The sequence below is a fragment of the Streptomyces sp. NBC_00385 genome, assembly GCF_035917155.1.
In the GTDB taxonomy this organism is placed as follows: Bacteria; Actinomycetota; Actinomycetes; order Streptomycetales; family Streptomycetaceae; genus Streptomyces; species Streptomyces poriferorum.
The window spans coordinates 7497480-7511653 of sequence record NZ_CP107951.1; the positions used below are offsets into that span (position 1 = coordinate 7497480).

Genomic DNA, 14174 nt, shown 5'->3' on the forward strand with positions numbered 1-14174 from the left:
TTACTGCCAGCCGAACAGTGTGTCGCCGACCTTCACGTCGCCGTCCTCGATGACGTCGGACAGCGAATCGGCCGTTGCCTCAAGTGCCACGACGGGGCACACCGGCGACTTACCGGCCGCCTCGACGGCGACCGGGTCCCACCGGACGACGCCCTGGCCACGCGTGACGGTGTCGCCCTTGTTCACGAGCAGCTCGAAGCCCTCGCCGTTGAGCTGGACCGTGTCGATGCCGAGGTGAGTCAGTACCCCGTGCCCCTCGCTGTCCACGACCACGAAGGCGTGCGGGTGAAGGGAGACGACGATCCCGTCGACGGGCGAGACGGCCTCGGACGGCTCGCGCAGGGGATCGATGGCGGTGCCGGGACCCACCATCGCACCGGAGAAGACCGGGTCGGGTACCGCAGCGAGCCCGATGGCACGTCCGGCAAGAGGGGACGTCACAGTGGTCATGGGGAGCCTCCCAGAGTGGAGCTTCAATGGCGCCGCCGCGGCTGGTCGGAGGACGGCGTACTGCTCAGCAGCGTAAGTCATAAGAAGTCCCGGTTCCGCCCGAGTCCTGGTGGTTCGAGGACCTAGGTGTGTACCGGCAACGATTTGCCTCGACTCCCGGGCAGCCTGTACTGTCGTACTCCTGCCTGGCCCCAACGCGACATTGAGTCGGGGGTCGGCGGCGACTATCAAGCCCAGACCCTAACCCGATATCGGGCAGCCGCATGTTTGCGGGGGGCCGGTCAGTGGGTGCGGAAAGGCCTGATAGTGTCTGGCTCGCCGGAAAGGGAAACGCGAAAGCGAATTCCTTAAAGGTGAGAAATGCAAGGCCCGCTTCGACCGGGAATCGGACACGAAAGAGTCTGATAGAGTCGGAAACGCAAGACCGAAGGGAAGCGCCCGGAGGAAAGCCCCAGAAAATGTTCTGAGGGTGAGTACGAAGGAAGCGTCCGTTCCTTGAGAACTCAACAGCGTGCCAAAAGTCAACGCCAGATATGTTGATACCCCGACCTGTTTCGGCAGGTTCGAGGTTCCTTTGAAAGTCCTGCCAGGCCTTTACCGGCTTGGTAGGCAATGCACACAGCGAGGACATAGCGAACGACCGGTCCTATTCCGACTCGGTTGTTCCGCTCTCGTGGTGTCTACCCGATTACGGGAAAACATTCACGGAGAGTTTGATCCTGGCTCAGGACGAACGCTGGCGGCGTGCTTAACACATGCAAGTCGAACGATGAAGCCTTTCGGGGTGGATTAGTGGCGAACGGGTGAGTAACACGTGGGCAATCTGCCCTTCACTCTGGGACAAGCCCTGGAAACGGGGTCTAATACCGGATAATACTTTCTCTCTCATGGGGGAAGGTTAAAAGCTCCGGCGGTGAAGGATGAGCCCGCGGCCTATCAGCTAGTTGGTGGGGTAATGGCCTACCAAGGCGACGACGGGTAGCCGGCCTGAGAGGGCGACCGGCCACACTGGGACTGAGACACGGCCCAGACTCCTACGGGAGGCAGCAGTGGGGAATATTGCACAATGGGCGAAAGCCTGATGCAGCGACGCCGCGTGAGGGATGACGGCCTTCGGGTTGTAAACCTCTTTCAGCAGGGAAGAAGCGAAAGTGACGGTACCTGCAGAAGAAGCGCCGGCTAACTACGTGCCAGCAGCCGCGGTAATACGTAGGGCGCAAGCGTTGTCCGGAATTATTGGGCGTAAAGAGCTCGTAGGCGGCTTGTTGCGTCGGTTGTGAAAGCCCGGGGCTTAACCCCGGGTCTGCAGTCGATACGGGCAGGCTAGAGTGTGGTAGGGGAGATCGGAATTCCTGGTGTAGCGGTGAAATGCGCAGATATCAGGAGGAACACCGGTGGCGAAGGCGGATCTCTGGGCCATTACTGACGCTGAGGAGCGAAAGCGTGGGGAGCGAACAGGATTAGATACCCTGGTAGTCCACGCCGTAAACGTTGGGAACTAGGTGTTGGCGACATTCCACGTCGTCGGTGCCGCAGCTAACGCATTAAGTTCCCCGCCTGGGGAGTACGGCCGCAAGGCTAAAACTCAAAGGAATTGACGGGGGCCCGCACAAGCAGCGGAGCATGTGGCTTAATTCGACGCAACGCGAAGAACCTTACCAAGGCTTGACATCGCCCGGAAAGCCGTAGAGATACGGCCCCCCTTGTGGTCGGGTGACAGGTGGTGCATGGCTGTCGTCAGCTCGTGTCGTGAGATGTTGGGTTAAGTCCCGCAACGAGCGCAACCCTTGTTCTGTGTTGCCAGCATGCCCTTCGGGGTGATGGGGACTCACAGGAGACTGCCGGGGTCAACTCGGAGGAAGGTGGGGACGACGTCAAGTCATCATGCCCCTTATGTCTTGGGCTGCACACGTGCTACAATGGCCGGTACAATGAGCTGCGATGCCGCGAGGCGGAGCGAATCTCAAAAAGCCGGTCTCAGTTCGGATTGGGGTCTGCAACTCGACCCCATGAAGTCGGAGTTGCTAGTAATCGCAGATCAGCATTGCTGCGGTGAATACGTTCCCGGGCCTTGTACACACCGCCCGTCACGTCACGAAAGTCGGTAACACCCGAAGCCGGTGGCCCAACCCCTTGTGGGAGGGAGCTGTCGAAGGTGGGACTGGCGATTGGGACGAAGTCGTAACAAGGTAGCCGTACCGGAAGGTGCGGCTGGATCACCTCCTTTCTAAGGAGCATCTAGATTCCGCAAGGAATCCAGAGACCATTTCGTCGGCAAATGTTCGACGGTGGTTGCTCAAGGGTGGAACGTTGACTATTCGGCACGATGAGCACGGTTTCGTTAGTACTGCTTCGGCGTGGAAAACGGGAACGGGTTGATCGGGTCGGGCACGCTGTTGGGTATCTGAAGGTACGGGCTCATTTGAGTCTGTCCTTCGGTTGCCGGCCCCAGTGAACTCGTTCTTCGGAGCGGGGTGATGGGTGGCTGGTCGTTGTTTGAGAACTGCACAGTGGACGCGAGCATCTGTGGCCAAGTTTTTAAGGGCGCACGGTGGATGCCTTGGCACCAGGAACCGATGAAGGACGTGGGAGGCCACGATAGTCCCCGGGGAGCTGTCAACCAAGCTTTGATCCGGGGGTTTCCGAATGGGGAAACCCGGCAGTCGTCATGGGCTGTCACCCGCTGCTGAACACATAGGCAGTGTGGAGGGAACGAGGGGAAGTGAAACATCTCAGTACCCTCAGGAAGAGAAAACAACCGTGATTCCGGGAGTAGTGGCGAGCGAAACTGGATCAGGCCAAACCGTATGCGTGTGATACCCGGCAGGGGTTGCGCATGCGGGGTTGTGGGATCTCTTTTTCATGGTCTGCCGGCCGTGAGACGAGTCAGAAACCGTTGATGTAGGCGAAGGACATGCGAAAGGTCCGGCGTAGAGGGTAAGACCCCCGTAGCTGAAACATCAACGGCTCGTTTAAGAGACACCCAAGTAGCACGGGGCCCGAGAAATCCCGTGTGAATCTGGCGGGACCACCCGTTAAGCCTAAATATTCCCTGGTGACCGATAGCGGATAGTACCGTGAGGGAATGGTGAAAAGTACCGCGGGAGCGGAGTGAAATAGTACCTGAAACCGTGTGCCTACAAGCCGTGGGAGCGTCGCTGTGTGTGCTTGCACATGCAGTCGTGACTGCGTGCCTTTTGAAGAATGAGCCTGCGAGTTTGCGGTGTGTTGCGAGGTTAACCCGTGTGGGGAAGCCGTAGCGAAAGCGAGTCCGAATAGGGCGATTTAGTAGCGCGCTCAAGACCCGAAGCGGAGTGATCTAGCCATGGGCAGGTTGAAGCGGAGGTAAGACTTCGTGGAGGACCGAACCCACCAGGGTTGAAAACCTGGGGGATGACCTGTGGTTAGGGGTGAAAGGCCAATCAAACTCCGTGATAGCTGGTTCTCCCCGAAATGCATTTAGGTGCAGCGTCGTGTGTTTCTTGCCGGAGGTAGAGCACTGGATAGGCGATGGGCCCTACCGGGTTACTGACCTTAGCCAAACTCCGAATGCCGGTAAGTGAGAGCACGGCAGTGAGACTGTGGGGGATAAGCTCCATGGTCGAGAGGGAAACAGCCCAGAGCATCGACTAAGGCCCCTAAGCGTACGCTAAGTGGGAAAGGATGTGGAGTCGCAGAGACAACCAGGAGGTTGGCTTAGAAGCAGCCACCCTTGAAAGAGTGCGTAATAGCTCACTGGTCAAGTGATTCCGCGCCGACAATGTAGCGGGGCTCAAGCGTACCGCCGAAGTCGTGTCATTCACACATATAGGGCCAACGCCTGTGTGGATGGGTAGGGGAGCGTCGTGTGCCGGGTGAAGCAGCCGCGGAAGCGAGTTGTGGACGGTTCACGAGTGAGAATGCAGGCATGAGTAGCGATACACACGTGAGAAACGTGTGCGCCGATTGACTAAGGGTTCCTGGGTCAAGCTGATCTGCCCAGGGTAAGTCGGGACCTAAGGCGAGGCCGACAGGCGTAGTCGATGGACAACCGGTTGATATTCCGGTACCCGCTTTGAAACGCCCAATACTGAATCAGGCGATGCTAAGTCCGTGAAGCCGGCCCGATCTCTTCGGAGTTGAGGGTAGTGGTGGAGCCGACGAACCAGACTTGTACTAGGTAAGCGATGGGGTGACGCAGGAAGGTAGTCCAGCCCGGGCGGTGGTAGTCCCGGGGTAAGGGTGTAGGCCGTGTGGTAGGTAAATCCGTCACACATTAAGGCTGAGACCTGATGCCGAGCCGATTGTGGTGAAGTGGATGATCCTATGCTGTCGAGAAAAGCCTCTAGCGAGTTTCATGGCGGCCCGTACCCTAAACCGACTCAGGTGGTCAGGTAGAGAATACCGAGGCGTTCGGGTGAACTATGGTTAAGGAACTCGGCAAAATGCCCCCGTAACTTCGGGAGAAGGGGGGCCATCACTGGTGAGGGAACTTGCTTCCTGAGCTGGGGGTGGCCGCAGAGACCAGCGAGAAGCGACTGTTTACTAAAAACACAGGTCCGTGCGAAGCCGTAAGGCGATGTATACGGACTGACGCCTGCCCGGTGCTGGAACGTTAAGGGGACCGGTTAGCTGACTTTCGGGTCGGCGAAGCTGAGAACTTAAGCGCCAGTAAACGGCGGTGGTAACTATAACCATCCTAAGGTAGCGAAATTCCTTGTCGGGTAAGTTCCGACCTGCACGAATGGCGTAACGACTTCTCGACTGTCTCAACCATAGGCCCGGTGAAATTGCACTACGAGTAAAGATGCTCGTTTCGCGCAGCAGGACGGAAAGACCCCGGGACCTTTACTATAGTTTGATATTGGTGTTCGGTTCGGCTTGTGTAGGATAGGTGGGAGACTTTGAAGCGGCCACGCCAGTGGTTGTGGAGTCGTCGTTGAAATACCACTCTGGTCGTGCTGGATGTCTAACCTGGGTCCGTGATCCGGATCAGGGACAGTGTCTGATGGGTAGTTTAACTGGGGCGGTTGCCTCCTAAAGAGTAACGGAGGCGCCCAAAGGTTCCCTCAGCCTGGTTGGCAATCAGGTGTTGAGTGTAAGTGCACAAGGGAGCTTGACTGTGAGACCGACGGGTCGAGCAGGGACGAAAGTCGGGACTAGTGATCCGGCAGTGGCTTGTGGAAGCGCTGTCGCTCAACGGATAAAAGGTACCCCGGGGATAACAGGCTGATCTTCCCCAAGAGTCCATATCGACGGGATGGTTTGGCACCTCGATGTCGGCTCGTCGCATCCTGGGGCTGGAGTCGGTCCCAAGGGTTGGGCTGTTCGCCCATTAAAGCGGTACGCGAGCTGGGTTTAGAACGTCGTGAGACAGTTCGGTCCCTATCCGCTGTGCGCGTAGGAATATTGAGAAGGGCTGTCCCTAGTACGAGAGGACCGGGACGGACGAACCTCTGGTGTGCCAGTTGTCCTGCCAAGGGCATGGCTGGTTGGCTACGTTCGGAAAGGATAACCGCTGAAAGCATCTAAGCGGGAAGCCTGCTTCGAGATGAGTATTCCCACCCTCTTGAAGGGTTAAGGCTCCCAGTAGACGACTGGGTTGATAGGCCAGATGTGGAAGCCCGGTAACGGGTGGAGCTGACTGGTACTAATAGGCCGAGGGCTTGTCCTCAGTTGCTCGCGTCCACTGTGTTAGTTCTGAAATAACGAACGGCCGTGTTTTGTTCCGGTGTTGGTTAATTTCATAGTGTTTCGGTGGTCATTGCGTTAGGGAAACGCCCGGTTACATTCCGAACCCGGAAGCTAAGCCTTTCAGCGCCGATGGTACTGCAGGGGGGACCCTGTGGGAGAGTAGGACGCCGCCGAACTCCTTTTGATAGTTAAGCCCCGTGCCCTTGTGGCACGGGGCTTTTCTGCGTTCTGCCGACCCTTCTGACACCCCTGTGCACGCGCCGGCCAGGGCTGAGGGTAGGGTCAGGGGGCATCATTGGCACGTTCTTCACAGGAGGCCCCCGGGTGGAGGTCCAGGAGACTCGCGTTCAGACGGACCGGGTACTCACCATCCCCAACATCCTCAGCATGGCTCGCCTCGTTGGCGTACCCGTCTTCCTGTGGCTGATTCTCCGCCCCGAGTTCGGCGGCCCCCAGAGCGACGGCTGGGCGCTGCTGGTCCTGATGTTCAGCGGTGTGAGTGACTACCTCGACGGTAAGCTCGCGCGTCGCTGGAACCAGATCAGCAGCCTCGGACGGCTGCTTGACCCGGCTGCCGACCGTCTCTACATTCTTTCCACGCTCGTCGGCCTGACCTGGCGGGAGATCCTTCCGCTGTGGCTCACCGCCGCGCTCCTCGCCCGTGAACTCATGCTTCTCGTGATGGTGGGAATCCTGCGCCGTCACGGCTATCCGCCACCCCAGGTGAACTTCCTGGGGAAGGCGGCCACGTTCAACCTGATGTACGCATTTCCCTTGTTGCTGCTCAGCGACGGAAGTGGTTGGCTGGCATCGCTGGCCACTGTTTTCGGATGGGCGTTCGCAGGATGGGGTACAACGCTCTACTGGTGGGCAGGGATCCTCTACGTGGTTCAGGTCCGCCGGCTGGTCAAGGCGGATGCAGTAGCCGATTGAGCTCGTTGATGCGGTGCCGCGCAACGTGGCCGGCCCGCGGCTGATGACACAGATGCTGCCCTGGCGGGCGAAGTCGGCTAGACCGTCGTCTCTTCAAGGAGGACGTTTCCGACATGAAGGCCGTCGTGATGGCAGGTGGTGAAGGCACTCGCCTTCGCCCCATGACCTCAAGCATGCCCAAGCCGCTCCTGCCCGTAGCCAATCGGCCGATCATGGAGCATGTGCTTCGCCTGCTCAAACGGCACGGGCTCAATGAGACGGTCGTGACCGTCCAATTCCTTGCCTCGCTCGTGAAGAACTACTTCGGAGACGGCGAAGAGCTCGGGATGGAGCTCAGCTACGCAAACGAGGAGAAACCGCTCGGCACCGCAGGCAGTGTGAAGAATGCCGAAGAGGCGTTGAAGGACGACACCTTCCTCGTGATTTCCGGCGACGCGCTCACCGACTTCGACCTCACCGACCTCATCGCCTTCCACAAGGAAAAGGGCGGGCTGGTCACGGTCTGTCTCACCCGTGTGCCGAATCCCCTCGAATTCGGTATCACCATCGTGGACGAAGCGGGTCAGGTCGAACGCTTCCTGGAGAAGCCCACCTGGGGCCAGGTCTTCTCGGACACCGTCAACACCGGCATTTACGTCATGGAGCCCGAGGTCTTCAACTACGTCGAGGCCGACGTCTCCGTCGACTGGTCCGGCGATGTCTTCCCACAGCTCATGAAGGAAGGGAAGCCCATCTACGGCTATGTCGCCGAGGGCTACTGGGAGGACGTAGGCACGCACGAGAGCTATGTGAAGGCCCAGGCGGACGTACTCGAACGCAAGGTCGACGTCGAGATCGACGGCTTCGAGATCTCCCCAGGCGTATGGGTGGCCGAAGGTGCCGATGTGCACCCGGACGCGGTGCTGCGGGGGCCCCTGTACATCGGGGACTACGCCAAGGTCGAGGCCGGGGTGGAGATCCGCGAGCACACGGTCATCGGGTCGAACGTCGTCGTGAAGAGCGGCGCCTTCCTCCACAAGGCCGTGGTGCACGACAACGTGTACATCGGTGATCACAGCAACCTGCGCGGCTGCGTGATCGGCAAGAACACCGACATCATGCGTGCCGCCCGGATCGAGGACGGCGCGGTCATCGGCGACGAGTGCCTGGTCGGCGAGGAGTCGATCATCCAGGGCAACGTCCGCGTCTACCCGTTCAAGACCATCGAGGCCGGCGCGTTCGTCAACACCTCGGTGATCTGGGAGTCGCGTGGACAGGCGCACCTCTTCGGCGCGCGAGGCGTTTCCGGAATCCTGAACGTCGAGATCACGCCGGAGCTGGCCGTGAGGCTCGCCGGAGCCTATGCGACGACGCTCAAGAAGGGCTCCACGGTCACCACCGCACGTGACCACTCCCGCGGTGCCCGGGCGCTGAAGCGCGCGGTCATCTCGGCCCTTCAGGCCAGCGCCATCGATGTCCGGGACCTCGAGAACGTTCCGCTGCCCGTGGCCCGCCAGCAGACCGCACGCGGCAGTGCCGGCGGCATCATGATCCGCACCTCGCCGGGTGTGCCCGACTCCGTCGACATCATGTTCTTCGACGAACGGGGAGCGGACCTCTCCCAGGCTCGGCAACGCAAGCTGGACCGGGTCTACGCCCGGCAGGAATACCGCCGTGCCTTCCCCGGTGAGATCGGTGACCTCCACTTCCCGTCCAGCGTGTTCGACTCGTACACGGGATCCCTCCTGCGGAACGTGGACACCGCGGGGATCTCCGACGCCGGGCTCAAGGTGGTCGTCGACGCGTCCAACGGCAGTGCGGGGCTGGTGCTGCCCAGCCTGCTGGGGCGGCTCGGTGTGGATGCGCTGACCATCAACCCCGGACTCGACGAGTCCAGGCCGACCGAGTCGGCCGAGACCCGGCGGTCGGGGCTGGTGCGGCTCGGGGAGATCGTCTCCTCGGCGAGGGCGGCGTTCGGCGTCCGGTTCGACCCGGTGGGTGAACGGCTTTCGCTGGTCGACGAGCGAGGCCGGATCGTGGAGGACGACCGAGCTCTGCTGGTCATGCTCGACCTCGTGGCCGCGGAGCGTCGGAGCGGCCGGGTGGCGCTGCCCGTGACCACGACCCGTGTGGCCGAGCAGGTCGCCGCGTACCACGGCACCCAGGTGGAGTGGACGACGACCTCGCCCGACGACCTGACCCGGGTGGGGCGGGAGGAAGGCACCATCTTCGGTGGAGACGGACGTGGGGGCTTCATCGTTCCCGAGTTCAGCAGCGTCTTCGACGGCTCCGCCGCGTTCGTGCGCCTCATCGGACTGGTGGCCAGGACGCAGCTCACCCTCAGCCAGATCGACGCGCGCATTCCGCGCGCCCACGTGCTGCGGCGCGATCTGGCGACCCCGTGGGCCGTCAAGGGACTGGTGATGCGCCGGGTGGTCGAGGCCGCGGGGGACCGCAACGTCGACACGACGGATGGTGTACGGGTCGTCGAGACGGACGGGCGCTGGGTGATGGTGCTGCCGGACCGGGCCGAAGCCGTCACGCATCTGTGGGCGGAAGGGCCGGACGACGCCTCTGCCCAGGCGCTCCTGGACGAATGGTCCGCGATCGTCGACAGCGCAGGTCAGTGAGGTGAACGGAGGCCGGGGAGGGCGTCAGGCGCCGCCCCGGCCTCCGGACCCTGCCCGGCTCTCACCGTGCGGCTGAGGGATCCACCCGGCCGCTTTCCACGCAACGGTGGGGCCATTCGGTGGTAGCCGCCGCGACATGCGACGATGTGCGGCATGTCGCAGCAGCCCCCCGATCGGAGTACCACCTCGCCGCCGCCGCGCCCCGACGCGTCCATGTCGCTGCTGACCAATGTGATGGACCACAGCCTGGACGACGGATACGCCGAGGCATCGGCCCGTCGCAAGGCGGACGGGCGTACGGGGATGCCCCGGACCGTCAAGGCGAAGCTCGGCTTCGCGGCGTGCCTGGTGCTGGCGGCCCTGGTCGTGACGCTCGGCGCCGCGCAGGCGCGGGTCGCCGCGCCGGTCCTGGCCAAGGAGCGCGAGGAGCTCATCGACCGGATCGACGGGGAGACGTCCGCGGCCGACACCCTTGAGGCGCAGGTGGAGGAGATCCGCGGCGACGTGGGCAGGCGGCAGCGCAAGGCGCTGGAGGAGCACGGCGGTGACCAGGCCGAACTGGTGGCGCTGCTCTCCGGGGCGACACCGGTGCAGGGCCCCGGGGTGAAGCTCGTCGTCGACGACGCGAAGGACACCGACCAGGGCGGTGGCGGACCGCGCGAAAGCAGCGGTTTCTCCGACACGGGGCGGGTGCGCGACCGGGACATGCAGCGGGTCGTCAACGGCCTGTGGCAGTCCGGTGCCGAAGCGATCGCCATCAACGGACAGCGTCTGACGGCCCTGTCGGCGATCCGCGCCGCGGGCGACGCCATACTGGTCGACAACAAGCCGCTGGTGCCGCCGTACACGGTGCTCGCGGTGGGGGACGGGAAGAAGCTCGCCGCCGCCTTCCAGGACAGTGCCGACGGCCAGTACCTGCAGGCGCTCAAGGACACCTTCGACATCCGGACCAGCATCTCCGTCCAGGACAAGGTGAGCCTTCCGGCCGCGCCGAGCCTGACCGTACGGACAGCAGAGCCTTACAAGGCCGCAGACACCGGCAGTGGTGCGGCAGACACAGGGAAGGGCACATCGTGATCGCCGTACTGGGCCTCGTCGTGGGAGTCGTGGTCGGACTGTTGGTCCGGCCCGAAGTGCCGGCGGTGGTCGAGCCCTACCTCCCGATCGCGGTGGTTGCCGCCCTCGACGCCGTCTTCGGTGGTCTGCGGGCCATGCTCGACGGGATCTTCGTGGACAAGGTCTTCGTGGTCTCGTTCCTCTCGAACGTGGTCGTGGCCGCACTGATCGTCTTCCTGGGCGACAAGCTGGGCGTCGGTGCGCAGCTCTCCACCGGCGTGGTCGTCGTCCTCGGCATCCGGATCTTCTCCAACGCCGCCGCGATCCGCCGGCACGTCTTCCGGGCGTGACGCCGATGAGCAACGACGCATTCAACGAGGAACACGACGAGCCCGGCGGGCAGGCCGAGCCGGCTCCCGAGGGGCTGACCGGGCGCCAGCGGCTGATCGCGGGAATCTGGCCGCCCCGGGTCACGCGGGCCCAACTCATCGTCGCGGTACTGCTGTTCGTCCTCGGCCTGGGGCTTGCCATCCAGGTGCGGTCGAACAGCGACAACAGCGCGTTGCGCGGCGCCCGTCAGGAGGACCTGGTGCGCATCCTCGACGAGGTGGACGACCGTACGCAGCGGCTGGAGGACGAGAAGCAGCGCCTCGTCGACCAGCGCACGGAGCTGGAGAACAGCTCGGACCAGGCGGAAGAGGCGCGGAAGCAGACGGTGGAGAAGGAGCGCCAACTCGGTATCCTCGCGGGTACGGTGGCGGTGCACGGCCCCGGAATCACCCTCTCGATCAACGACCCCGCCGACGCGGTGCAGGCCGACATGCTGCTCGACGCCCTCCAGGAGCTCCGGGCGGCCGGCGCCGAGGCCATCGAGGTCAACGGCGTGCGGGTGGTGGCCAATACGTACTTCTCCGGGGACGGAGGTGCCGTGGAGGTCGACGACCGCAAGATCACCGCTCCGTACGTCTTCACGGTCATCGGCAAGCCGCAGGATCTGGAACCGGCGCTGAACATCCCCGGCGGTGTGGTGCAGACTCTGGAGAAGGAGCAGGCCACAGTGCACGTGGCACGGTCCGACGACATCGTCATCGACGCCTTGCGACCGGCGGAGCGGCCTGACTACTCTCGGTCGTCGACCCAGTGAACCCGGGACGTGTGGGTGCCGGGGGACTCGGGCAGGAGGTTGCGGGGGGTCGCCGCATCGTAATGGTGGTGCGTGGTGGAAACTGTCGAGTGGATACGGACGTTGTGAAGATGTCCGGGTCGGCAGGTGTGTTCATTCAGGGTTCGTCCTGCCCCACGGGCGGGTCTGTTTCGGTCAAGGGGAATCGCCCGTGAAGTTGTTTGGGAAGTTGTTCGGCAAGAGCGCTCGCGATGAAGCCGCACGCCATCGCGCACCGCGCCATGGCCAGACGGAGGAGCAGGGCGGCGAGCGCCCGCTCTTCCGCGATCAGGTGGCAGGCGCGGGGGGTGACAATTCGGGTGGTTCCGGCGCGTCGTCTGTTGACCCTGCCGGTCCCGGCCGCATAGGTTTCGGAGAACCGTCAACCTCAAGTACGGGTGGAGGGTTCGCCCCGAGGCAGGAGGCTTCGTCCATGCCGGTCTGTACGAGGTGCGGTCACCGTAATGCCGAGGCCAGCCGGTTCTGTTCCAACTGCGGTGCGCCGCTGCGGGGCGGTGTTCCGGAGCGGGCCTCGGAGACGACGTCGACCATCTCCATCTCGGGCCTGGAGGCCTACGAGGCGGAGGCGACGGGACAGACATCGGTACCGTCGCTCTCGCCCGAGGCGCAGGCAGCCGTGGACGCCCTGCCGCTCGGCTCGGCGCTCCTGGTGGTGCGCCGGGGGCCGAACTCCGGCAGCCGTTTCCTCCTGGACAGCGAGCTGACCACGGCCGGCCGCCATCCGCAGAGCGACATCTTCCTCGACGACGTGACGGTTTCGCGTCGTCACGTGGAGTTCCGCCGGAGCACCGACGGCAGCTTCACCGTGGGGGACGTGGGCAGCCTCAACGGCACCTACGTCAATCGTGAGCGCATCGACTCCGTCGCGCTGTCCAACGGCGACGAAGTGCAGATCGGCAAGTACCGGCTGGTCTTCTACGCAAGCCAGCGCGGCATCTGACCCGGCCCCCGACCCCGTCGGGGGAACCCCCAGGAAGGTCCATGCTGAGAACACCGACGGGCGGTGCCGGACACGGCACCGCCACCGCCGACGACCGCCCGATGAGCATCGGCACGGTGCTCCTGCAGCTGCGGGACGAGTTCCCCGAAGTCACCATCTCCAAGATCCGCTTTCTGGAGGCCGAGGGGCTCGTCGAGCCGCAGCGGACCCCTTCCGGTTACCGGAAGTTCCGTCCTGACGACGTCGAGCGGCTGGCTCAGGTCCTCCGGATGCAGCGGGACCACTATCTTCCGCTGCGGGTCATCCGGGAGCACCTGGACGCCCTCGCCCGGGGCGAGCAGGTGACCCTGCCGGCTCCGGGTGGTGAGCCTGATACGGCCGGCCACAGCTGGAGCGGCGCGTCCGTCCGGGCCACCGCTGCCCGTATCGGCCGTGCCGAGCTCCTCGCGGCCGCGGAGGTCACCGAGAGCGACCTCGATGCCTGGGAGTCGTACGGTCTGGTCGCGCCGTCGGGGGAGGGCGGCTACGACGCCGCGACGGTCACCATCGCCAGGCTTGTGGCGGATCTGGGGCGATTCGGTCTCGAACCGCGTCATCTGCGAGCGATGCGAGGGGCCGCCGACCGGGAGGCCGGGCTGATCGAACAGGTCGTCGCACCCCTGCGCCGGCACCGGAATCCGCAGACCAGAGCACATGCGGAAGCCACCGCGAAGGAGCTCGCCGAGCTGTCCGTGCGGCTGCATTCGGCCCTCGTCCAGAGCGCTCTGCAGATCCGTCTCCACTGATCGAGGTGGGGCCCGACTACCCAAACCTGCCGAGCACGTCCTAGGGTTGCTGTGTGAACGAGCTCGACGTTGTGGGTGTCCGGGTGGAAATGCCCTCCAACCAACCGATCGTGCTCCTGCGTGAAGTGGGAGGCGACCGGTACCTCCCCATTTGGATCGGTCCTGGTGAGGCGACCGCGATCGCCTTCGCCCAGCAGGGCATGGCTCCGGCCAGGCCGCTGACCCATGATCTCTTCAAGGATGTGCTCGAGGCCGTGGGCCAGGAGCTCACCGAGGTCCGGATCACGGATCTGCGAGAAGGGGTCTTCTACGCGGAGCTGGTCTTCGCCAGTGGAGTCGAAGTGAGCGCGCGGCCTTCCGACGCCATAGCGCTCGCCCTGCGCACCGGCACGCCGATCTACGGCAGTGACGGGGTGCTCGACGATGCGGGAATCGCGATTCCCGACGAGCAGGAGGACGAGGTGGAGAAGTTCCGCGAGTTCCTCGACCAGATCTCGCCGGAGGACTTCGGTACGAACAGTCAGTGACGTCCCAAGGGGGCTCCG

Annotated in this window: 9 protein-coding genes and 3 rRNA genes; 11 read left to right on the top strand and 1 reads right to left on the bottom strand. The window is 63.3% G+C overall.

Features of this window, described 5'->3' with window-relative positions; genetic code table 11:
- Positions 1-450 (bottom strand): PTS sugar transporter subunit IIA, encoded by a 450-nt coding sequence (locus tag OG959_RS33420; protein ID WP_326664463.1) that lies wholly within the window; start codon positions 448-450, stop codon positions 1-3.
- 701 nt (positions 451-1151) lie between these two features.
- Here OG959_RS33420 and OG959_RS33425 point away from each other — a divergent pair.
- From OG959_RS33425 to OG959_RS33475, 11 genes are all read left to right on the top strand, one after another.
- A 16S ribosomal RNA gene (locus OG959_RS33425) occupies positions 1152-2677 on the top strand.
- A gap of 301 nt (positions 2678-2978) precedes the next feature.
- Positions 2979-6103 (top strand): 23S ribosomal RNA (locus OG959_RS33430).
- A 79-nt stretch (positions 6104-6182) separates the two neighbouring features.
- Positions 6183-6299 (top strand): 5S ribosomal RNA (gene rrf, locus OG959_RS33435).
- The 16S, 23S and 5S rRNA genes sit together here, the layout of an rRNA operon.
- Positions 6300-6447: 148 nt before the next feature.
- Positions 6448-7056: a CDP-alcohol phosphatidyltransferase family protein gene (locus OG959_RS33440; protein ID WP_266776362.1), complete on the top strand. Its 609-nt coding sequence runs from the start codon at positions 6448-6450 to the stop codon at positions 7054-7056.
- Between the two features lie 113 nt (positions 7057-7169).
- Positions 7170-9665, top strand: coding sequence for a mannose-1-phosphate guanyltransferase (locus tag OG959_RS33445; protein ID WP_326664466.1), 2496 nt, complete (start codon positions 7170-7172; stop codon positions 9663-9665).
- A 153-nt stretch (positions 9666-9818) separates the two neighbouring features.
- Positions 9819-10742 carry a DUF881 domain-containing protein gene (locus tag OG959_RS33450; protein ID WP_326664467.1) on the top strand — a complete coding sequence of 308 codons (924 nt, stop codon included), beginning with the start codon at positions 9819-9821 and terminating at the stop codon, positions 10740-10742.
- Positions 10739-11071: a small basic family protein gene (locus OG959_RS33455; RefSeq protein ID WP_003970459.1), complete on the top strand. Its 333-nt coding sequence runs from the start codon at positions 10739-10741 to the stop codon at positions 11069-11071. The genes OG959_RS33450 and OG959_RS33455 overlap by 4 nt, the downstream gene beginning before the upstream one ends.
- A gap of 5 nt (positions 11072-11076) precedes the next feature.
- Positions 11077-11865, top strand: coding sequence for a DUF881 domain-containing protein (locus OG959_RS33460; protein WP_326664469.1), 789 nt, complete (start codon positions 11077-11079; stop codon positions 11863-11865).
- A gap of 190 nt (positions 11866-12055) precedes the next feature.
- Positions 12056-12844, top strand: a complete 789-nt coding sequence (locus OG959_RS33465) for an FHA domain-containing protein (RefSeq protein ID WP_326664471.1) — start codon at positions 12056-12058, stop codon at positions 12842-12844.
- A gap of 41 nt (positions 12845-12885) precedes the next feature.
- Complete coding sequence (ftsR, locus tag OG959_RS33470) at positions 12886-13629, top strand: transcriptional regulator FtsR (protein WP_326664473.1); 744 nt, start codon at positions 12886-12888, stop codon at positions 13627-13629.
- A 53-nt stretch (positions 13630-13682) separates the two neighbouring features.
- Entirely contained in the window at positions 13683-14156 is a 474-nt protein-coding gene (locus OG959_RS33475; RefSeq protein WP_006123076.1) for a bifunctional nuclease family protein, read from the top strand.
- Positions 14157-14174 lie beyond the last annotated feature (18 nt).

Excerpts from the sequence above, each read along its gene's own strand:
- OG959_RS33420 (WP_326664463.1), bottom strand. The coding sequence starts at position 450 with ATGACCACTGTGACGTCCCCTCTTGCCGGACGTGCCATCGGGCTCGCT.
- OG959_RS33445 (WP_326664466.1), top strand. The coding sequence starts at position 7,170 with ATGAAGGCCGTCGTGATGGCAGGTGGTGAAGGCACTCGCCTTCGCCCC.
- OG959_RS33450 (WP_326664467.1), top strand. The coding sequence starts at position 9,819 with ATGTCGCAGCAGCCCCCCGATCGGAGTACCACCTCGCCGCCGCCGCGC.
- OG959_RS33460 (WP_326664469.1), top strand. The coding sequence starts at position 11,077 with ATGAGCAACGACGCATTCAACGAGGAACACGACGAGCCCGGCGGGCAG.
- ftsR (WP_326664473.1), top strand. The coding sequence starts at position 12,886 with ATGCTGAGAACACCGACGGGCGGTGCCGGACACGGCACCGCCACCGCC.